Below are 22,027 nucleotides of genomic sequence, written 5' to 3'. Positions count from 1 at the left end.
ATTAGATTTGATTGTCGGGAAAACCCCGAAAGGCGAAATCAATTGGATTTACCCATCGGGAAAACCCCGAAAGGTAGAATTGAAATAAAAATATCGATCAAGAGAGGTGATACGATACTATTTATGATTTCGCAGGAGATTTCTCACGGTCGTTGGCGCGGATTTCGACGCGCCTGATTTTGCCGCTGATGGTTTTGGGCAGTTCATCAACGAATTCGACGATGCGCGGATATTTATAGGGAGCCGTCACCTGTTTCACATGCTGCTGGATTTCCTTCACCAGCTCCTCTCCTGCCCTGTCTTTATATTCTTTCGAGAGCACGATGGTGGCCTTGACTACTTGGCCGCGTATCTCGTCCGGTACACCCGTAATGGCACATTCCACGACGGAAGGGTGTGTCATCAGGGCACTTTCGACTTCGAACGGCCCGATACGGTAGCCCGAACTCTTGATCACATCGTCCGAACGCCCTACGAACCAGTAGTAACCGTCTTCATCGCGCCAAGCCACATCGCCGGTATAGTAAATGCCGTCGTGCCACGTTTCGCGCGTACGCTCGGGGTCGCGATAATATTCCAGAAAAAGCCCGACGGGTTTTGTATCGCCTGTCCGGACAACGATTTGTCCCTGTTCGCCGTCTTCGGCCTTCGTTCCGTCGGGGCGTAGCAAATCGACGTCGTACTGCGGATTAGGCAGCCCCATGGAACCGGGCTTGGGTGCCGTCCACGGAAACGTGCAGATGGTCAATGTCGTTTCCGTCTGACCGAATCCTTCCATCAGTTTGATGCCCGTAAGCTTGTGAAATGTATCGAACACGGCCGGGTTCAGCGCTTCGCCGGCGATGGTACAGTATTGCAGCGACGAAAGGTCGTATTTCGTCAGGTCTTCGCGAATCAGAAAACGAAAAATCGTGGGCGGGGCACAGAGCGACGTGATTTTATGCGTCTGGATCATCTGCAACATATCGGCAGGCGTAAACTTTTCATGATCATAGACGAACACGGTGGCGCCGGCAATCCACTGGCCGTAAAGTTTTCCCCATACGGCTTTCCCCCAGCCCGTATCGGCAATCGTAAGATGCAAACTGTCTTCGTGCAGATTATGCCAGTAGCAGGCCGTAGCGATATGCCCGAGCGGATAGAGAAAATCGTGAGCAACCATTTTCGGCTCGCCCGACGTGCCTGAGGTAAAGTACATCAGCGACATATCGCCGTTCGTATTGACTTGCGCAGGACGTACGAACGGTTTCGCCTGTTCAATGCCTCGACCGAAGTCTTCGAACCCTTCCGGGATTTCCGGCCCCACGGAAACGAGCGTCCGCACAGTCGGCGCATCGGGCATAGCCTCGCGGACGTGTGTCAGAATTTCTTCTTCGCCGACACAGACAATCATTTTTATGTCGGCCGCGTTAGCCCGATAAACAAGGTCTTTCTTCGTCAACAGATGGGTGGCGGGAATCACCACGGCGCCCAGTTTGTGGAGCGCGATGATCGAGAACCAGAACTCATAACGACGTTTAAGGATCAGCATCACCTTATCGCCACGCCCGATACCGAGCGATTGGAAATAAGACGCCGTTTGGTCGCTGTACCGCTTCATGTCGGCAAACGTGAAGTCGATATGTTCGCCCCGGTCGTTCGTCCAGCACAAAGCCCTCTTCCGCGGAGCTTCGTCTGCCCATGCGTCGACTACATCGTAGCCGTAATTAAAATGTTCCGGTATCTTGATGTGGAAATTCTCTCTAAAATCTTCCTGCGACGAAAACGTCGTCTGCGTTACAAAGCGTTCTAACATTTATAATATAGTTGCCAAGCTGTTTGAGTTTTCAAAAAAAGTACATTACACGATCACCGCCAGAAACTGGACGGTTTCGCCGTCGAGCGCCTTCATGCCGTGCGGCAATTCGGAGTTGAAGTAGATACTGTCTCCCGTTTCAAGGATCAAGTCTTTTCCATTGATATGAAACAGCATACGCCCGCTGATCACGTAGTTGAACTCCTGTCCGGGATGCGTATTGAGGTAGAGCGGCTCACTGTCCGGCTTGGGATGTACGGTGACCATAAACGGGTAAGCCCTGCGCTTCGAGAAACCTGCGGCGAGCGACTGGTATTTATAGGCCTTCGTACGTTCGACCGATACGCCTTTGCCGTTGCGCGTGACGAAATACGTGCTCATCTTCGGCTCACCGCCAAACATGAGGGTCGTCAACTCCACGCCATAAGCACGTGCGATACTGTGTAACACACTAACGGAGATATCGACCGTCCCGCTTTCGAGGCGCAAATATTCTTCGGGCGACATGTTACATACTTTCGCCACCTCTTCCGCGCCGATCTCCAATGCCTCCCGAAGCCCTTTCAGACGTTCGGCAATTTGTTTGATTTCCTCGTTCATCACGCCATGTATTCTATCTGTTTGTTAAAAGGGTCACCCTTCAGTCCGCGACTGCCGGGAGACCCTGTATGTTTTATCGAGCTTGCAAAGATGAGGTTCTACGCCTCGTCAAAGAGCAACCGGCAAGCGATTATTTCTGCCGCGTGCGCTGCGTCGCTTTTGCGGCAGGCGCCTTAGCCGCAGTCGTAGTCGTTTTCTTCGGCGCGGCCTGCTTTTTTGCAGCCGTCGAAGCAGCAGCCGTCGATTTGGCTCGCGTAGTCTTCTTGGGGGCCGCTTGTTTCGTTTCTTCCTTCGGCGCTTCGACCTTTTCCTCTTCTTCGGCTGCCGCCTCCGGCTTGTCTTCCTGCGGTTCATACTCCGTAATACCGGCCCCCAACAAGATATTGTACCAAGTCAGCAGACGCTTGATATCCGTCGGATAGACACGCTCGCGGTCGAAATCGGGAAGTACTTCGGCCAGATAAGCACGAAGGTCGTCCGGCGAAGCCTTCGTCAACTCAAGCGACACTTTTTGGCCGCCTTCTTTTTGCTTCACGCTGTTCAACACTTCATAGAGCGGTACTTCTTTCTCGTTCGTATAAATCGCAATATCGCCCAGCGAAATGACTTTGTCTCTCGCATAAGCCGGAATTCGCTTTTTATCCGTCAGAGACTCAATAATCAACATATTCTTCCCTTGAGAAACCATCTGATACAAACCGGGTTTACCCGATACCGACAGGATTTTTTTCAGCATAACTCTTTCTTTTTACGTTTTTATTATGACGGACAAAGATAATGCAACTCTTCCGAATCCGACAAAAATAAACATATTTTTAGCGTGTGTACGACGTTGCCCCCCCTTCTTCTTTTTCACCCGAGCTCAGCCATAAGCGCCTCGATTTGCGGAATCAGAGGTGTCCGCTCATCGTTGAGTATGATTTTATCGGCGAGCGCCTTCTTACGTTCGTCCGGCCATTGGCGATTCATGCGCTGCCGCACATCGGCCTCCGACATGCCGTCGCGAGCCATAACACGACCGATGCGCACTTCTTCCGGTGCATAAACCATCAGGGTCTCATCGACTTTCCTGTTAAAACCCGACTCGAACAGAATGGCGGATTCGAGCGCACAGACGGCCGTCTGCAAGCCGGCCTTCCAGCAGTTGAAATCTTTCGACACTTCAGGATGAATAATGGCATTGACACGTTCGAGCAGGGCCGCGTCGCGAAAGATTCGTCCGGCCATCAACGCCCGGTTCAAGCCGTCGGGTGTATAGATGTCGGCGCCCAGCAACGCCGTGAGGCGCTCCCGGATAACGGGCGACGAGACCGTCAAACGTTTGCTCTCCCTGTCCGCATCGTAAACAGGTACGCCGTATGTTTCGAGCAAACGAGAGACGACAGACTTACCGCTCCCAATCCCTCCCGTAATTCCAATCACCGTCATTTCTGCTCCAGAATAAATTCGATCTTCTGCGGGGTCAATTCCAAATTCAACAGTCGGTCGGGTTGTTTGGTCAGACGAACAGGCAGTTCGCCCGCCTCGCGATGGGCTTCAAACTCATTGAAAGGGAGTCGTATTTCAAAGTCTTCCTCAGAGATTTCTTTAAACCGTGAAAGCGGAAGCTTGCAAGACAGTTCGACGGTTGAAGGGAACATACGCAGCAGGTAGTTTGCCGGCACACTGTCGCACTGTATGGATAAGGTCAGTCGTTTCTCGGTATACTCTTCGACGGGAATGCTTACCTTCACTTCTTCGGGTTCGTAGCGTACTCCTTCGATCGGTTGGAGGCCGACGGTAAATTCTTTCGTTTTATGGAGGTTTTCAGCCTTTAGAGCAACGGTCTTCACTACAAGAAGGCTGTCCAGTATGGCACGAGCTGCATACACTCGCACCTTCGGAGGGGTAACGATCACCGTATCCGAGAGCTGGAAGCCGGGCTCAAGCGTTATCGACAAGTCTGCGACCACCGGTTTGAGCTTATTCAGCAAATCGTTGTATTCGACCTGTATGGACGAGGGCTCAAAACTCAGCAACGAAGTTGACGAAATGAGTTGTTTCGCTATATTCGTCTCGATGACCCGGCGTGTGACCGTCACCCTGCGCCCTCCGGCCTTCTGAAGAGCCTTGACATCGACTTCGATCGGTGCGAACGTGCGCAAAAACGAGTAGTTGATCAGCACCGTCCCGCGATCTCTCACCCTCACCATAATCTCCTGCGGGTTATCGCCCGTCAAAATTTTATCGGCCGGTACATTTTTATATTTCACCGGGATCGCAATCTCTATTTCGTATTCGTCCTGCAAGGTCTGCAAGTACCAGAATCCCAGCGAAAGCAACAAAAAGATCATAAAAGTAAAGACCTCCTGCCATTGTCGTCGCCGGAAAAAGGTCTTTATCTTTCGGGTCTCAGACTTGAATGAGGGTGATTTTCCAAGCCGCGACATACGAGGTCTTTATTTAGTTTGCTGCTGTACGTCTTCCGACGAGGCGAAAACCGAATTCTTCTCGACCCGGATCCGCACGCCATCCGACACTTCGATCAACATGGACGTCTCGCCCACTTCCTTAATTCTGCCGTGAATGCCTCCGGAGGTGATTACCTTATCTCCCACCTTCATCGCTTCACGCGCTTTCTGAATATCTTTCTGGCGTTTCTGCTGCGGACGAATCATCATAAAATAGAAGATCGCCACCAGAGCCACCAATAACAAAATATTCATATAACCCGCATTTCCCCCTGCAGGCGATGCGCCGGCCGGCGCCTGTAACAATACGCTAAGCAAATTCATACACCTTTATATTTAAAATAATTGTTTCCGGACAAAGATAGGACAAGTCACGCACAAAAGCAAAGAGAACATCAAAAATCAGGCTTTAAACAACTGCTTCTCCTCTGTCAGTTCCTGCACGATCGAATCGAGGATCCCGTTGATAAACGTTCCGCTCTTCGGTGTGCTGTACGCTTTGGCCGCATCGATGTATTCGTTGAGGGTCACATTGACGGGAATATTCGGAAAATGGAGCAACTCGGCCATGGCCATCTGCATAATATACAAATCCATGTTTGCCACGCGCTCAGATTCCCAATTTCTCAGATGCCGGTCGATGCGCTCACGATACTCTTCGCCATGCAGCAACGTCTTACGGAAGAGTTGAATGGCGAAAGCCTCATCCTCCTCGTCTTTAAACATCGGCAACAGCTCCTGCTTGCTCCCTTCCGACTCTTCGAAGCGTTTGATCGTCTTTATCACGAAAGTCTGAATAATCTCGATGTCATCGTTCCAGTAGATACTGATATCTTCGAGTGCGTTTTCCAATTCTTCATTCCGGCAGATCAGTTTCCGGAATACGGCACGCCAGAATTCACGATCGGCTTCATACGAATCATCCTCACTGTCCTTGTATTCGGCATACAGCTCGGAATTCAGGATCAGTTCCAGCACATTTTTCACAAAGTCGGTCTCGTTTACCCAAGAAACGCCGTGCTCCTTGACGTATGCCAGCAACTTTTCGTTGACTTCGATCTGCCGAGCCAGACGATTATTGACCAGCCGCATATTCGGATTTAATTCTTCTTCGGTGGGAAGATATTTATTTTTCCGCGTATCGAGCCGTCGTTCGTGCAGACGGGTTACCTCCACAATCAGCAACAGGAAATAATAGTATAAATCGTACGATCTGCGCAGACTCAAAAGGAGTTCGTTCTCAGCTACTCTCAAATCATTGTTCCCATTCTGATAGTAAGCAAACACGATTTGCAACACTTTGATGCGGATTAAAACCCTGTTTATCATTGTATGAAAGATCTTCTAAACATTCTTTTTTTCAGACCGCAAAGATAGGCATTCTTTTATCAGAAACAAAAGAAATGCAAACGGCTTATTGTTTATTGTTTCGTTGTTTGTCTCGTTGGACGCGTTAGTTGTAATCGATACCCGGACAACCTGTCTCACGATCAAGGGTTATCCGGGCAATTTGTCGGATTAGCTCAATCCTTCGATTTCGCCGTTTACGATATGTATATGTTTCGCCTGCGGCTCGGCCGGCAATCCCGGCATACGCATCATCTCACCGGCTATGACGACAATAAATTCGGCCCCACGGTTGATGACCAGATCATTGACCTTAAACCGGAAACCTTTGGCTACACCATACGCTTTCGGGTCGGCCGAGAATGAATATTGAGTCTTTGCCATACACACCGGCATTTTTTCGAGCGGCGTATCTTTAATCTTCTTGAGTTTCTTTATGGCCTTTTCGCCGAATACGACATCGGCAGCTCCGTAAGTATTCACGGCTATTTTCTCAATCTTTTTCTCTATCGAGTCCTCATCGTCATACGTAAACTTCAGCGGCTGCGACGGCTCATTTTCTACCGCATCCACGAGCTTACGCGACAAGTCTTCGGCACCGCTACCCCCTTCGACAAACGCTTTATTGACCGCAAAACGTACGCCATGCTTTTCGCAATACGCTCTGACGGCTTCTATCTCGGCCTCAGTGTCCGTCGGAAAACGGTTGAAAGCAACCACGACCGTCTGCCCGAAAGCGGCCAGATTATCGAGATGCTTCTGTAAGTTCTCGAAGCCTTTGGTCAGTCCGTTCAAATCTTCTTCTTTGATTTTCTCGATCGGAGTTCCTCCGTGCATCTTAAGCCCCTGAGCCGTCACGACAAGTACGGTCGCTTTCGGTTGCAAACCGCTTTTACGGCATTTGATATTGAAGAACTTTTCGGCTCCGAGGTCGGCGCCAAAGCCGGCTTCCGTAATCACATACTCGCCGTACGTCATCGCCATCTTCGTAGCCAGTATCGAGTTACAGCCATGCGCAATATTGGCAAACGGCCCTCCGTGCACAAACGCAGGCGTATTCTCGGTCGTCTGCACAAGGTTCGGATTCAGCGCGTCTTTGAGCAAGACGGTAATCGCTCCCGCCACTCCCAGGTCTTTCACCGTAAAAGGCTCTCCTTCGACAGTGTATGCGAGCAAAATATCTTCGATACGTCTTTGCAGGTCTTCCAGGTTTTCGGCCAAACATAAGATCGCCATCAACTCCGAAGCAGCCGTGATATCGAAACCCGATTCCTGCGTCACGCCGTTCGTCAGCCCCACAAGGCCGGTCACGATATTACGCAGGTTGCGATCGTTCACGTCGAGCACCCTTTTCCAGACTACCTCTTTGATGACTTTGTTTTTCCCCTTATTCTGATAAATATAATTATCGAGCAACGCGGAAATCGTGTTATGCGCCGAAGTGATGGCGTGGAAATCGCCCGTAAAGTGCAAGTTGATGTTTTCCATCGGCAACACCTGCGAATATCCTCCGCCGGCAGCGCCGCCCTTCATTCCGAATACCGGTCCGAGCGACGGCTCACGTAACGCCACAATCGCTTTTTTACCGATACGGTTCAAGCCCAAAGCCAGTCCGATCGAAACAGTGGTCTTACCCACACCCGTTTTAGTAGGCGTGATGGCCGTAACCAGAATCAGGTTACTCTTGTCGATTTTCTCCTTATCGAGCAGATTGGCCGGTACCTTAGCCATATAGCTTCCATAATGATGAATCGAACCTCGATTGATGCCAAAACTTTCGGCCACATCTTTTATCTTTTTCAGCGGAGTCTCTCTCGCTATTTGAATATCTGTTTTCATTTGTTTTACGGTTATTTAATATATGAATATAGACGACAAAGATAATCAATAACACGTGTTTCTGACTATTTCTGTTTGATGTCTTGTTTAAATCGTCACTTCGCCGATGAGTGAGTATTGCATATGATCACGTACTTCTTTCGGAGTCAACCCTTGACCGAAGAGAAACATCAGCTTCGTAACGGCGCTCTCCGTCGTGCTGTCGTAACCGCTCAGCACCCCGCATTCGAGCAAGGTACGCCCCGCCTCATACCGATGCATCTCCACACGACCGCCCGCACACTGGGTCACGTTCACGATCGTGATACCCCGTTCGACGGCCTCGCGCAACTGTCTGAGAAACCACTCATCCGTCGGTGCGTTCCCGCTGCCGAACGTTTCGAGCACGACGCCTTTCAGGTTCGGGATATGAAGGATCGATTGTACCACATCTTCCGATATGCCCGGAAACACTTTCAGCACGACCACATGCTCATCCATCTCGTAATGCGGTTTCAACGGCTTGATGAGCTGCGGACGATAAATCAGGTTCGTCTCGTAGCGGATGGTCACACCGGCACGAGCAAGGGCGGGATAGTTCGAAGAATGAAAAGCATTGAAATCGTCCGCATTGATTTTCGTCGTGCGATTGCCCCGCATCAGCAGGTTCTCAAAAAAGATACAGACTTCCGGCACAACCGGCTTACCGTTCTCCTTCGTCGCGGCAATCTCGACGGCCGTTATCAGGTTTTCCTTTCCGTCCGTACGCAGCATATTGATAGGCAACTGCGAGCCGGTCAAAATAACGGGTTTATTCAGGTTTTCAAGCATAAAGCTCAGCGCCGATGCCGTAAAAGCCATCGTATCCGTGCCGTGCAGAATAACAAAACCGTCGTATTTGTCATAATTATCGACAATCGTCCGTACCATCTTCACCCACGATTCCGGCCCGATATCCGACGAATCGAGCGGCGGATCAAACAGCACGAACGAAACGGCATGTCCCAGTTTTTTCAACTCCGGAATATTCTCACGGATATGACGGAAGTTAAACGCCTCGAGCGAGCCGGTCTCAGGGTTTTCCATCATCCCGATCGTTCCTCCCGTATAAATCAGCAAAACGGATGCTTTATCAAGCGGTCTCATCTTTGAAAAAATTTAGATTGCAAAAGTAAAAAAAATCCCGATGAAATGCCTTGCTGTCTCGAAATATCATGTATATTTGCCATTGATAGCGTCTTTAATCGTGGAGAAAGATTCGGTGATTTAGGGCCTTAGAACCTCTTTCACGGGTAAAAAACGCTCCGATGTTGAACAACTTAACTTTATTATTACATGACTAAGCATTTAGAATGTGTTACTACACAAAAGAACCGGTGGTACTGGTATTTACTCGTGATATTTATTTGTTTTATGGCAGCAAATACGGTTGGAGCCATCCCGCTGTTCCTCGTTTTAATAGCCAGCTGGATACAAAACCCTCAACAACTCACCGATATGAACAGCTTCTCGCAAGGAGGTATGATGTCCGGTATCGATTCGAACCTGTTTCTGGCTTCTATGGTGTTCTCGTTTGTCGTATTTCTGGCTACTGCGATATGGATCATCAAAACGTTTCACGGACGCTCATGGACAGAAGTCATTAACGGCACGAAACGTGTCCGCTGGTCGCGTTTCTTTGTCGGCTTGGCCGTATGGGGAACATTGATGGTCGTATCGTTCGTTATCAGCTATATGACAGATCCCGATAATTTCGAGTTCCGCTTCGAACCCGTACGGTTTATCATTCTAACGATCATCAGCCTGACGATGATTCCCATCCAATCGTCGTGCGAAGAGTTTGTATTCCGCGGATATCTGGCGCAAGGTGTCGCTTCATGGACAGGCAGCCGCCTTTGGGCGCTTCTGATTCCCTCCGTGCTGTTCGCACTCATGCATTCGGCCAATCCTGAAGTAGCCAAATACGGTTTCGGAGTGATGATGGCGAATTATTTCCTTATCGGACTGACATTCGGACTGATTTCCCTGCTCGACGACGGTATCGAACTGGCCATGGGTGCTCATTCGATCAATAATATTTTGGGCTCTATACTGATGACGTACGAAGGATCAGCTCTCCGAACCGACGCGTTGTTTAAAGCCAAGATCATCAATCCCAGCGAAGATTTGTTCATCGGCGTTATTTCCAGCGTCGTGTTTATAGCCATCCTCGCGTTCATCTACAAATGGAAATTCGGCATCCTGACACGCCGCGTTCCTCCTCCCTCACCCGTTCTTTCCTGAATCCGAAGCGGACTACCGTCAAGCGGCCGCTGGCTTTTTGGCGGTAGTCCGTTTTTTGCGGTATCGCTTTCGGTAAACGACGTAGCCGGAAACCGCGATAAAAAGCATCAGCAATCCGGCAAGGAATATATACCAATCGGTCAAGCCACGCATAAAAGAATAGTATAAACGCCCCACATGCAGCTCGAGGCAGACGTTCCAGAACGACATGCGTCCCTCAGCCAAGGCGCCCGGCATCGGAACAAAGGCGACTTCTTCTTTCATACACGCGCCTTTCGCGTATTCGAACCAGACATCTCCCCGCGAGAAGTCGGAAGAGAAACCACTCACGGCGTTTTTAAACGACGGACGTCCGGACGAACGACGAGGCGCGACGGCTTCGCCCGTAAGATAATCGTACACGGCCTGTTTGCCGGTATTCCAACGATATAATCCGCTGAACGAACCGATCAACCACTCGTCCGATCCGTTCTTCTGCCAAACCGTTACCCCCATCACGCTCACCGGCGGCGTATTCGTAAGCTTCTGCGGAACGGAACGAAGCGACGAGAGCGCGTAAAAGCCGTCGCTCGACGAGAGCAGCCAGCCCTGCTGTTGATCATCGTAGCGGAGACGGCGCAATTTGTCGTGCCAAGGGTTGTCGCTTTCAAGCGTCGATCCGGGCACAGGCTTCACCTGCGCGCGTGCGATCGGTATCAGCAACGGCGGCCGCAGGAACATCCCCGTCACGGTGATGATAAGCAGCAGGATAAAAAAGAGATAGCCGAGCTTGGCATGCCACTTGAGCGAGAAAGTCCAGGTCTGCTTCAGCTTCGGAGTGTTGACGCCCTTTTTCTTGCGTCGTTTGATGGGAATCTTGAACAATGTAATGATCAGCCCCGTGATACAAAGCATGATGACAAGAACCCCGACCGTATCGACGACCGTCTTTCCCGTCGTCCCGAAAAGCTCGCCGCTATGCAGTAACCAGAACGTTCTGAAAAGCGACACGTTCGACGTATAGTTTTCCGGTTCCTGCAACTGTATCCCCTCAAACGTGGTATAAGGCGCCGACGCCGTATAAACATGCGAGCGCGACACGACGAACAACGTATCGTCTTTCACCTGCACATCGGTAAAAGCATCATGAGCCGTCGTCACCGGTTGCTCTTCCCAACGATTCGTATTTTCCTTCAAACGATAAAGGCAGAAAGGCGACACGGCGAAAAGTTCGCCGGCGGCAGTCTGTGCCACGGCACGCAGGTTGCGGTTATCGGCGCCTCGACGCATGCCCTCGGTCAACGGCTGCGGAGAACGACCGAGCGTATCGGTCATCCACACGCCGCTACCGCCGTACATCAACACCCTTCCACCACTCAGCGGCAACGTTCCGCTGATGGCGCCATTGTTCCAGTTGTCATAGCCGTACTGTTTCGGCAACCACGAACGAGCGACGTCCCACGTGGCAATGGCGCGTCGATGGTTGAGGAACACGCCCGAAATGGCGAACATCAGGACGAAGAACGTAAAAAACAGTCCGATCCATTTATGATACTTGGCAAAGAAACGCATAGAAGCAGCGGACAGGTTTATTCAAATTTCGGGGAACCGTCGGGCTGATACACATAACGGAAGGATACGTAACCCGATTTTCCTTCCTTGTTGTGAAATCCTTCGACCTGCATCTTCACATACTTCCCGCTGGCCGTCTTTATGACGAAAACATGCTCGCTGATCGTGTACGTAGGAGGCGGTCCGGAAAAAAGGATGGCGCCTTTCAGCACTTCATTCAGCGTAGAAGGGCCCATTTCGGGTCTTCCGCCTTGCATCATCGTGCCTAATCCGTACATAATGCTGTCTTTTTGGTCAACGATATAGCCATCGGTCGGAGCAACCGTCACGCTTTTGAAAGCCACTTTTCCCATATCGCGCGCACCGCCTTTTCCTTTGCCTGACGTGCCGCTGTTGGTGCGTATGTTGCTATAACGGTTGAAAGCCACGTCCCAGTCGAGCCGGTCGGCGCGATTTTCTTCGTTAATGCCCTGCACTTCTTTCCCCGATTCGAAGGAATAATAGACCCAGTCGTTGCCGTAGCCGGTTTTGCGGCTCAACGTATGTTGTTTAACGACCGAAGAGAGCGGGGCTTCTTTTTGATCTTTGTCGCAACTTGCGAACAAAAAGCCCAGCAGCGCAACGGCTGCCATCTGAATCGATAATACAATGTATCTGTTCATTTTTGTTATTGGATTATATAAATTAATGATGAGTGAAAAAATTTATCTGACAACTTGTTTTTTTACCGCATGACGCCCGCGCATTATAACGACCAGTAGACCGCGGCAAAGGCGTTTCGTCCGGGACCGGTGTAGGTGTTGAAGTGAATAATTCCGGCGCGATAGTCGAACAGATTATCGACGCCCAGCGTAAGACGCGCCCACTCCGAGAAACGCCACGTGGCCGATACATTCCAGAGGCTGTAGGCCGGCACTTGCGCCGTGTAATACGCTTCCACTTCGGTATGGTTCGGCCGAATCTTTTCCAGCACGCTGTATTTTTTTGCGCCGAGCAGACTGCCCGACACGTTAAAGACGAAATGTTGCCTGCCCGCACGAAAAGCATATTCAGCACGCGTCGTTCCGCTCAAGACGCTTTGCGTATGAAGGCGCACGCCGCCCGTTCGTCTGGGATGGAGATAATTGACCGTGGCGTAGAGAAAAAGACCTTTCAAGGGATTGAGCCGTACATTGGCATTAGCGCCCGCTAACGTGGCCGAGCTGATATTACGGTAATGCAGTTCGGTTTGGTTATTGGTCCAGACGCCTTCGATTTTGTCGGAAAACAGATTGACGTATCCCGTAGCCACGGCATAGAGGTATTCCGAGACATATTCGGCCGAAAGCGAGAAATAATGATTGCGTTCGGGACGCAAGGCCGCGTTCCCGTAAATCATAAACATGCCCAGATGATCCCAGTTCATATAAAGCTCCTTCAGATTGGGCGACCGGTATCCGGCGGCATAGTTGAAACGAAACGTAAACGGAAAACGTTTCACAATGGCCGCCACCTTGGGCGAAACATGAAATCCGTAAGCGTTATGATAGTCGGCACGTACGCCCGCAACGACCGAGAACTGTCGCGTTACGCTCCAGTCATCCTGCACATAGAGTGAACCTGACCGTTGATTGCGTTCCTGATAACGCTCGGCCTCAAACTTGTCGGCATAAAGGCTTTCATACAGATATTCGACGCCTGTGTTAAGGGCATGTTGGCTTCCGGCGCGAAACGTATATTGCGCGCGCGGCTGCAAAAGACGATGACGATAGATATGTTCCTTCTGTCCCGGAAGCAATTCTAATGCACGGTAACGATTATAATGGTCGGCATAGAGAGAAACTTGAACGTCGGAGAAATCGCCGAGACGATAGACGGCATTCAGCGAGCCGGAAGCGTCGGTATTATGTTCGTATTTGTTATCAAGCGATAAGTCGTACTTATCCATGGCATAAAAATTGCCTTTGGCCGAGAAGCTGAGCTTTTGGGTAGGCTCGTACGCAAGAGTCTGTGTAAAATGATGCCCGCCGTAGCCCGACACCAGCGTAGGCATCGTGCGCCGAGGTTGACGGAACGTATAGTCGTATTCCGGAAAGTATTTCACCACACTATCTGTATCGAACAACCGGTAAGCATCGGCGCTCTTGTACGAGAAAACCGACTTTCCCGTCCACTTACGCCACTTACCGCCCACGCTAACATCGGCGTTGAGATTCGGACGGTCGGCGTTGCGCTTATACACACGCAGACGGTCATCCTTTTCTACGTCGGTGAAGTTCCGTTCGTAGGGTTGTGCCCATTTAACCGAGGCGGACACGGAAAATGGCTGCTTCTGCTTGCGGGTGATAATATTGATTACTCCTCCCATTGCTTGCGATCCGTAAAGAGCCGAAGCGGCGCCCTGCACAATCTCGATACGTTCTACATTATTCAAATCGAGACGCTGATAATCGATGTTATCGCCTGTTTCACCGGCCATGCGTTCGCCATCTACGAGAAAAAGGATATGCTTTCCGCCAAGTCCCTGCAAATTAATGCTCGTGCCGAAGCCTACTTCGTTGAAGACAAGGCCCGGAATCTCTTGGGTAAGCAAACTCTTTATATCGGACAACCCGCGATCTTCGATCTGTTGTGCGGTTACAACCTGCGTGATAACAGGCGATTGCGAAAGACGCTTAGGCGTACGCGTGGCCGTAATGACAACCTCATCGAGTTTGAATTTATTGATGGCCAACGAATCATCATCGTTCACCAACAAGGTCTGCCCCTCTTCGGAATGCCATGCGACACTCTGCGACGCGTATCCTGCTACACAGGCTGTCAGATAAAAGTGAAATATATATTTTAAAGACGATATACGTAACCTAAACATAACCCTCCGGTTTCATTTTATTTTGACGATGCAAAAATAAAATGAGCGGAAAAAAACCACAATCCCCAAAACAGGGGATACTGCCCACGAAAAGAGTCACCAAAAATAGGGAGGAATCCCCTTAGGCCGTCGGTGTGTTGAGTCGTTTAATAGTCAAACGGCTAAAACACCTGAGCCCCTTGCGTAAACGTTGTGCCCTGTGCGGTTAAGAGATAAGTTTGAGGGATAATTTAAGGATTGGATGGTTGATTGGTTTAATTGCTTGCCCCCAACATTTCAAATCATTTCGAAGAAGACTCAGAATTGAGTTTCTTCTCGTAGACCCGCACATAATCGATATGAAACCGGTGGGGAAATAACGCCTCATCGATGCCATGCTTTCCTCCCCAATTTCCTCCGATGGCTAAATTCAGGATAAGATAGAACTTTTTGTCGAAAGGCCATTCGGCATACCCCGTTCCTTCGTTGATAAAAGTAAAAAACAGTTTATCATCCACATACAGCCGATATTCTTTCTCTTCCCACTCAAGAGCATACACATGAAAATCGGTCGAATGGGTCGGGAGAAAGAGCATCCCGCTTTTTTGTGTCCCTTTGATATGATTATAGCTTTGCGTATGGGCCGTACCCACGATATGATTCGGGTCATACCCTACGTTCTCCATGATATCGATTTCGCCACTGGCAGGCCACTCTCCATATTCCGAATCGGTCGGAAGCATCCAGATAGCCGGCCATGTACCTTTCCCTTCCGGCAACTTCGCCCGTACTTCGAAACGTCCGTAGAGCCAGTCTCCTTTCGCTTTCATAATTAACCGGGCAGACGTATAGTGCTTGTTCTCGATCGTTTCCTTCCAGGCCGTAATCGTAAGAATACCATTCTTCACAGACGCGTTGTCAAGATTATCTGCCGTATAGAACTGCGCTTCGTTGTTTCCCCAATTCCAAGCATTTCCTTGCGTATCGTAACTCCATTTCGTCGTATCAGGCAGTCCTTCGTAGTCGAACTCATCATTCCAGACCAGCAACCACTCCCCGGTCGTTGTCGTAATCGTCTGATAGTCGCACATCCTTTCCTTCTTCTCTTTGTTTCCGGCACAAGCTGACAAAAGGAGAGACGTTATCGCCAACAAGTATAGTTTATAATTCATCATCAAACGTCAAAAATTAAAAAACGTGTCGGAAGGCTTTCAAAAGCCTCGAAAAGCATCTTCCGACACGACTGCACACCTAATCTATCTTCATTTTAAATACCATGGCACCTGATTAATTCCGTCATACCCTCCATACTGTTCATCGATCGCTTTATGATAATGCTCGGGATTAACCGTTTGTTCGTTGGTCGGATACATCCATCGTTTAGGGTAAGTCGTTTTATCGTCGGGGTTCATACAAGTGGACGGATCAAGCGGATAGGCGGGATAACCGGTGCGTAAGAACTGCGCATAGTTTCCTCCGTTCCCCTGAAAGAAGTCGATCAGCCATCGTTGCGTCCAGATTTGTTGGAGACGCTCCTGCTTCGAACCGGATACGGCATAAGCCGCAGCTCCCGTAAAATAGTTATCGATGTACTCTTTGTCGATAGCCATCCCATGGACATGCTCTTTCGTATGCGGAAGATGCATATAATACTCCAACATGGCACGTACCCCTTTCTCGTAATAATCTTTCGCATCGCCTTTGACCCATCCTTCTTCAATCGCTTCGGCAATGATAAAACACTGTTCCGAATACGTAAAGATCAGCATGGGCTCTCCGTCCAGATAGAGCGGATAACGTTTGTTGATAAGCGAATACATGCCCGTGCTGTTATTGACCGCCAATTTTTCGGCCGACAACTCCGTAGGCGCGCCTTCGTACGCGTCGAACTCCGACTCCTTCTTTCCTTCTTTTATCAATTTCCCGGCCGGCTCGGCAAAATAGAAGAGACGCCTGTCTTTAAATTGTTTCAAAGCGTCGACACACAGTTTCGAAATAGCCGTATACGACCGATGCGTCTCGCCATTCCAGAACGGATAGCCGGCATTCGGGTTATCACTGTAAACAAGTTTGAAATTATCGTCATTACCCTGCATCAGATGACCGGCTTCGACGATTGAGGCGAAGCGTGTTTTCTGCTCGTCGGTAATCTTTCGGCTCAACGTCTGCAATACTTTCAACTGCATTGCGTTAGAAAGTTTACGCCATTTCTCGGCATCACCGTTAAACATCATATCGCCTTCAAACTTCTCTCCCTTAGCAAAGAATTCTTCGGCTTTCCGGAAATCTTCCAGTACCTGCTTGAAAACTTCTTCCTGTTTATCATACTTCGGCTTGGTAATTCCTTCATGCGCTTTCCCCGCTTCGGAATAAGGGACATCCCCCATGTTTAATGTGGCAGAAAACCCAAACGAAGCCTTGAGAAACAGCTCTAATCCATTGTATGACGGCTCCTGTTTCATACCTTTCGAATATTCCGACATTAAACGCAAATCGGTCAGTCCCGCGTACGCCCCGAAACTGCCGTAAGGCCAGTAAGAATAGAAATATTGCGCCGGATTCGGGTTAGTGCGCAACAGCGCGATATGCTTATTCATCAGATTCGTCCCCTGCTGAAAGTCGTCAGGGACAGGGTTCCAGAAACGGTACGTATTTTTCAGAATCTGCGTCGCAAGCATCTCCGGCGAAACCTTGTTCGGCTGGTCGGGATTTTGATTCATGTCTTCAAAATTATCGCACGAGGCAATCATGCACGAAGCGATAACGACAGTCCATATAGAAATCCAGTTTTTCATTGTCATATCCATGTTTAAAAGGTTAGTTTTATATTTGCTCCCAGATATCGGACAGACGGATCGACGAAATCTTCGTTCCCACCGTCCGGATCCGAATATTTAAAATCTTTAGCCCATAAGAATACGTTCTGTCCGATGAAACTGATCGACGCATTTTTCACAGGGCCCCACTTCTCAAGGAATAATCGTGGCACATGATACGTTAGAGAGACCTCTCGCAGCTTAATAAACGTCTTTGAATAGATATCGGCTGGGCTTGCAGAGCCTCCCCACGCGCTACTGGCGTGCAAATCCTGCATTGCCTGCTTATAAGTCGTATAAATATCGTTCGGGGCATACGTCCGCGTATCGCTTGTAATGTTTCCGTCCGTATCGAACGTGACTTTACCGGATATGACTTTCACCCCTCGTCCCAAATAATTCAATGATCCCGGATTTTCTACGTCTTTTGCTCTTTCGGGAGTGACGGATTCGGGATGTACGCCCATCTGCCACATATAACTTTCGGTTCGTGTGCCCATTAATCCTCCGACGACTCCATCGAACGAGAGAAACAGCGAAAAATCTTTATACCTCAATGTAGTATGAAATCCCCATAGCCAATCCGGATCGGAGTATCCCATGACGGATTGATATTTACTTTTCTGAAGACGTCCGTTGTAATAAATATACTCGTTCGTTCCCGGAACTTTCATAAAGTCATTGGCTACGTAAGCATCTACACGTTCCCCTTTCTTAATCCATGGTTTTTTAGTAGAGTAGATCGAATCGAGTTGAGTATAGACACGCTTATAAGTAGACCAGTTGAATGCCATATCCCACTGCCATTCCGGTGTTTTTACGGGAGTAGCCGTTACGGAAACTTCCCATCCCCGACGCGAGATTCGTTCTTCCAAATTAACGAAGATATTCGTCATCCCCGAAGCCGGAGATATACTTGCGTTTTTCAAAAAGTCATACATATTTTTGTCGTAATAGGAAACATCGACCGACAATCTGTTTTTAAGAAAGACGCCTTGCATCCCAACTTCATACGTTTTCGACGCGTTGGGACGGACCGAAGCCGGATAAATGGTATGAGGCGCCGAAGCGCCATTCATGGTATTCCAAGTACCCGTGGTTACGGAAAATCCCTGATTGATGGCGTAAATAGCGGCCGGGGTTTTCGATTGAGTCCATGAACTTCTGATTTTTAATAAATCCAACCATGTTCGGGACGATTCGGGCAATAATTCGGAGACCACGAAACTTCCCGATACCGAGGGATAGAAATAAGACATATCCGACTTCGGTACGTGAGGACCGGCCAATGTAGAACTCCAGTCATTTCGTCCGGTCACTTCGGCATAGATCATTTTATTCCACGCCAGTGCAAGCCGGCCAAAAAGCGAGTTGACTTGCTGTTCCTGCATACTCTCTCCTATTTTGGGTGGCTTTACCGACGCTTTGAGCGAGAAGAAGCCCGGAGCGAAAATCCCCCCGTCTGTTTGAGCGTTGATATTATCGTCTCTTCTGTAGAATATTGTCCCACCGGCCAGATAATCGACTTCAAGTCGGTCGAAAAGCGTTCGATTTCCCGTAAGCAGGAAATCATTGTTCATACTGAATCCTTGTGTTCGTCCGGTCAGATAAGCACCGGTTTTCGTTCCGTTCCATGTATACGGATTTCCCGGAATACCCGTATCGCCTGTCGATACGAACGAGCCTCGCGATACTCGAAGTTTCCCGCGGTCGATATAAAAATCCAACCCCGACCTTATGGTAGCCTTGAGCCATTCCGCGACTTGATAGCTCGCGGACAAATCGGCGTTGAATATATCTCTGGAAACTTCGTTTGTTTTTTCATAACTGTCGAAATATGGATTATTGACCTGATCTCTGTACGTATAATTCTGTATTTCTCCTTCTTTTAGCCAGTAATTGTTTTTATAATCCAGAATATTAAAATCGGCCGAGGAGTTTATTAACAGAGAATACATCGGGTCGTATCCTTTGTATGAATTGAAGCCCATATTGGGCGATTCTCTTTTCGCATACGACATATTCGACGATAATTGAAACTTCCCGAGCTGAATATCTCCGCCTAATGTATAGGAATACTTGTTCAGTCGCGAATTAGGATACAGGCCTTTATTCTGAGTCCAATTAACAGAGCTTCGCAAGGCGATTTCTTTTCCTTTAAAAGATACGTTCACGTTATTATTCGTGATGTATCCTTTTTCAAGAAAGTTCTTGAAGTTATCTTTTCCGACGGGAAGATATTCATAATCACGATATTCTTTCAGAAACGGGTCCCATTGATTCTGAATCGATCCGTCCATAAACGTACCCCACGATTCGGTCGAATTTTTATCGTACGCGTTATCCTTTCCGCGTCCGTATACGCTTTGTTTTTCGGGAACAGCCAGATAGCCGGCCAAGAACAGAGTATTAGTCGTGAAATCGACCGTTACACCGATCTTCCCCGAACTGCCATTCTTTGTCGTAATCAAAATAGTTCCATTCGAACCTCTGAAACCATAAAGAGCCGAAGCCGTAGCTCCTTTAAGCACGTTGATGGATTCGATATCTTCGGACGAAATATCACGCAACGTCTTATTGGCATACGCCACTCCGTCAATAACCAGCAGAGGTTCTTCTCCACGAATCGTGACGGATTGAGCAACATTGAAATCTGTCGGATTTCGTACCAGAAGTCCCGCTATTTTTCCGGTAAGCGAGGTACTGACATCTACCCCCGATACTTTTTGCAGGCTTTCACCGTCGATTTTTTGCACGGCATACCCTAAAGCTTTCTCTTCACGTTTGATTCCTAAGGCTGTTACGACAACTTCGCTCAATAGCTTCGTATCTTCTTCCAGAACAACCTCGAACGAGGTCTTTCCTGCCGTACGAAGCGTCACATCACGATAGCCAAGATAAGATATTTTCAATGTGGCTCCCTGATTGACTTCCAAAGTAAACGCCCCGTCTGCGTTACTGATCGTTCCGTTGCCGGATGTGCCCTCTTCTATAATATTGGCTCCGACAACAGGTTCGCCTTGCGTGTCAGTAATACGTCCACGTATAAGTATTTTGTTTGTTTGATTTCTAACTTCTTTTTCAACGAGAGCGATAATCCGATTATTCTTCTCGTAAGTAACATTCGTACCGGCAAGTAATTCACGCATTACGTCGTCGATGCTCGCATCCGTAACGTGTAAGGAACATGCATGATTCAATACGGCCAATGATTCGCTGTAAAAAAAACGATAATCACTGACTTTTTCTATTTCGCCAAGCGCTTCTCGCAAAGGCACATTCTGTATATTTACCGTAATCTGCGAATAGACCGGCGAAATTAAAAACAACGGTATAAGAAAAACAAAAAGCCTTTTCAAACTCCATGTTTTGTCTTTCTTTTGTAATAGATTCTCATTCATAGACCAAAAGTTAAATTAATATGATACAAACTGCCTCAAACGTATAAACTTTGCAAAAACATGTATATAGAATACAGTTTGCTCAAAATTTTACGCTATCGAATTGTCGTGTTTAATATTATTTAACTACTTGCTTTGATGATAAAGTATAATAACGGAATCTCTTACTTCATACCGCATGGGCGAAGTGAGCGACAAGATATCGAGAGCGTTCTTGATTCCGTTACTCCCGAGTGTTCCTGTAAAACGCATCGGACGGAGCTCTTCCGAAGCTACCCGGATGTTTACATTATAAATCCTCGACAATGTCGTGGCTATGTCGTAATACGTCTGATTATGAAAATAAAGGCTTCCTTTTTTCCATTCGATAAAATGAGAAGCCCGCACCCGGTCCGTAATAAATCGCCGTGTTTTTTTATCGAAAAGGATACGCTGATTCACTTGTAGCGTTTTTTCCTGTCCCGAAGCCAGTACTTTTATTTTTCCTTCGAGCAGAACAGCCGAAGCTTCTTGGTCCGCCTCATACGAACGCACATTGAATGATGTTCCTAAAGCCTGAATAGCGATTGTCGAAGTTTTTACCGTAAAAGGGCAGCCAGCATCGGGTTTGACCTCAAAATACCCTTCGCCTTCCAAATAAACGATCCGTTCACTGCGGTTAAACCCGTCATCGTAGCGAAGAGTAGATGCGGAATTAATCCAAACTTTACTCCCATCGGGGAGTATGGCTTCCGCTTTCTCACCTTTTTGCGTTGTAAAAACGGTGGGAGCCGTATGTCGACCGTCTTCCGACATAAAATAATAGACTGTGATTCCCGAAATTAAAGGCAATAAAAGAATAGCTGCCCATTGTAATATTTTTTTACGGTAGGACCGGAAGAAAGAACCCTTTGTTTTTTGCTCGATGTCCTGTACTATCGCACGAAATACTTTTTGTTGCAAATGAGGCTGAATAGCATGTTCGGTTTCGGCAAGCCGGTCTTCAAAATAACGTTGTATATCTTTATTAATATACATAATAGCCTGTAATTCCTCGATTTCCTCTTCCGATATTTCGTTACGAAGAAATTTTTCAAAAATATCTATATAATGCCGATCGATCATTTTTCGTTTTTTCCTTTTATATAGTACAGTTT

At 48.4% G+C, this 22,027-nt stretch carries 16 protein-coding genes and 1 pseudogene; 1 reads left to right on the top strand and 16 read right to left on the bottom strand.

What is annotated here, in order from left to right:
• Positions 1-121: 121 nt before the first annotated feature.
• From Q4A89_RS04760 to Q4A89_RS04720, 9 genes and pseudogenes are all read right to left on the bottom strand, one after another.
• Positions 122-1,795 carry an AMP-binding protein gene (locus Q4A89_RS04760; RefSeq protein ID WP_303184103.1) on the bottom strand — a complete coding sequence of 558 codons (1,674 nt, stop codon included), beginning with the start codon at positions 1,793-1,795 and terminating at the stop codon, positions 122-124.
• A 45-nt stretch (positions 1,796-1,840) separates the two neighbouring features.
• Complete coding sequence (locus tag Q4A89_RS04755; protein ID WP_303184102.1) at positions 1,841-2,395, bottom strand: helix-turn-helix domain-containing protein; 555 nt, start codon at positions 2,393-2,395, stop codon at positions 1,841-1,843.
• A gap of 307 nt (positions 2,396-2,702) precedes the next feature.
• Positions 2,703-3,131: pseudogene (locus Q4A89_RS04750) on the bottom strand (DUF5606 domain-containing protein); the annotation flags it as partial.
• A 116-nt stretch (positions 3,132-3,247) separates the two neighbouring features.
• Complete coding sequence (gene coaE, locus Q4A89_RS04745) at positions 3,248-3,823, bottom strand: dephospho-CoA kinase (RefSeq protein ID WP_303184101.1); 576 nt, start codon at positions 3,821-3,823, stop codon at positions 3,248-3,250.
• Complete coding sequence (locus tag Q4A89_RS04740) at positions 3,820-4,824, bottom strand: YbbR-like domain-containing protein (protein WP_303184100.1); 1,005 nt, start codon at positions 4,822-4,824, stop codon at positions 3,820-3,822. Before Q4A89_RS04740 ends, coaE begins: the two co-directional genes overlap by 4 nt.
• Before the next feature lie 9 nt (positions 4,825-4,833).
• Positions 4,834-5,169: a preprotein translocase subunit YajC gene (gene yajC / locus Q4A89_RS04735; protein WP_303184099.1), complete on the bottom strand. Its 336-nt coding sequence runs from the start codon at positions 5,167-5,169 to the stop codon at positions 4,834-4,836.
• A gap of 78 nt (positions 5,170-5,247) precedes the next feature.
• Positions 5,248-6,174 carry a transcription antitermination factor NusB gene (gene nusB, locus Q4A89_RS04730; protein WP_303184098.1) on the bottom strand — a complete coding sequence of 309 codons (927 nt, stop codon included), beginning with the start codon at positions 6,172-6,174 and terminating at the stop codon, positions 5,248-5,250.
• 189 nt (positions 6,175-6,363) lie between these two features.
• Positions 6,364-8,031 (bottom strand): formate--tetrahydrofolate ligase, encoded by a 1,668-nt coding sequence (locus tag Q4A89_RS04725; RefSeq protein ID WP_303184097.1) that lies wholly within the window; start codon positions 8,029-8,031, stop codon positions 6,364-6,366.
• Positions 8,032-8,118: 87 nt separating this feature from the next.
• On the bottom strand, positions 8,119-9,156 hold the full coding sequence (locus Q4A89_RS04720; RefSeq protein WP_303184096.1) for an asparaginase: 1,038 nt from the start codon (positions 9,154-9,156) through the stop codon (positions 8,119-8,121).
• 267 nt (positions 9,157-9,423) lie between these two features.
• On the opposite strand from Q4A89_RS04720, the gene Q4A89_RS04715 reads away from it, so the two are divergent.
• A complete protein-coding gene (locus Q4A89_RS04715) occupies positions 9,424-10,293 on the top strand; it encodes a CPBP family intramembrane glutamic endopeptidase (RefSeq protein WP_303184095.1) in 870 nt (289 codons plus the stop codon).
• Between the two features lie 18 nt (positions 10,294-10,311).
• Here Q4A89_RS04715 and Q4A89_RS04710 read toward each other — a convergent pair whose 3' ends face one another.
• The 7 genes from Q4A89_RS04710 to Q4A89_RS04680 form a co-directional block, all read right to left on the bottom strand.
• Positions 10,312-11,844 carry a PepSY domain-containing protein gene (locus Q4A89_RS04710; RefSeq protein ID WP_303184094.1) on the bottom strand — a complete coding sequence of 511 codons (1,533 nt, stop codon included), beginning with the start codon at positions 11,842-11,844 and terminating at the stop codon, positions 10,312-10,314.
• Between the two features lie 17 nt (positions 11,845-11,861).
• The gene (locus Q4A89_RS04705; RefSeq protein ID WP_303184093.1) at positions 11,862-12,506 is read right to left on the bottom strand and encodes an HmuY family protein; all 645 of its coding nucleotides are present in this window, start codon (positions 12,504-12,506) and stop codon (positions 11,862-11,864) included.
• Positions 12,507-12,589: 83 nt separating this feature from the next.
• On the bottom strand, positions 12,590-14,695 hold the full coding sequence (locus Q4A89_RS04700) for a TonB-dependent siderophore receptor (RefSeq protein ID WP_303184092.1): 2,106 nt from the start codon (positions 14,693-14,695) through the stop codon (positions 12,590-12,592).
• A 281-nt stretch (positions 14,696-14,976) separates the two neighbouring features.
• Positions 14,977-15,765 carry a family 16 glycosylhydrolase gene (locus Q4A89_RS04695; protein WP_368389497.1) on the bottom strand — a complete coding sequence of 263 codons (789 nt, stop codon included), beginning with the start codon at positions 15,763-15,765 and terminating at the stop codon, positions 14,977-14,979.
• Between the two features lie 171 nt (positions 15,766-15,936).
• Positions 15,937-17,469 (bottom strand): SusD/RagB family nutrient-binding outer membrane lipoprotein, encoded by a 1,533-nt coding sequence (locus Q4A89_RS04690; protein ID WP_303184090.1) that lies wholly within the window; start codon positions 17,467-17,469, stop codon positions 15,937-15,939.
• Positions 17,470-17,483: 14 nt separating this feature from the next.
• Positions 17,484-20,819 carry a SusC/RagA family TonB-linked outer membrane protein gene (locus Q4A89_RS04685; RefSeq protein WP_303184089.1) on the bottom strand — a complete coding sequence of 1,112 codons (3,336 nt, stop codon included), beginning with the start codon at positions 20,817-20,819 and terminating at the stop codon, positions 17,484-17,486.
• 198 nt (positions 20,820-21,017) lie between these two features.
• Positions 21,018-21,995: a FecR family protein gene (locus tag Q4A89_RS04680; protein WP_303184088.1), complete on the bottom strand. Its 978-nt coding sequence runs from the start codon at positions 21,993-21,995 to the stop codon at positions 21,018-21,020.
• Positions 21,996-22,027 lie beyond the last annotated feature (32 nt).

The organism is Tannerella sp. (assembly GCF_030528505.1).
In the GTDB taxonomy this organism is placed as follows: domain Bacteria; phylum Bacteroidota; class Bacteroidia; order Bacteroidales; family Tannerellaceae; genus Tannerella.
This window is presented reverse-complemented; position numbering and strand designations above follow the sequence as displayed.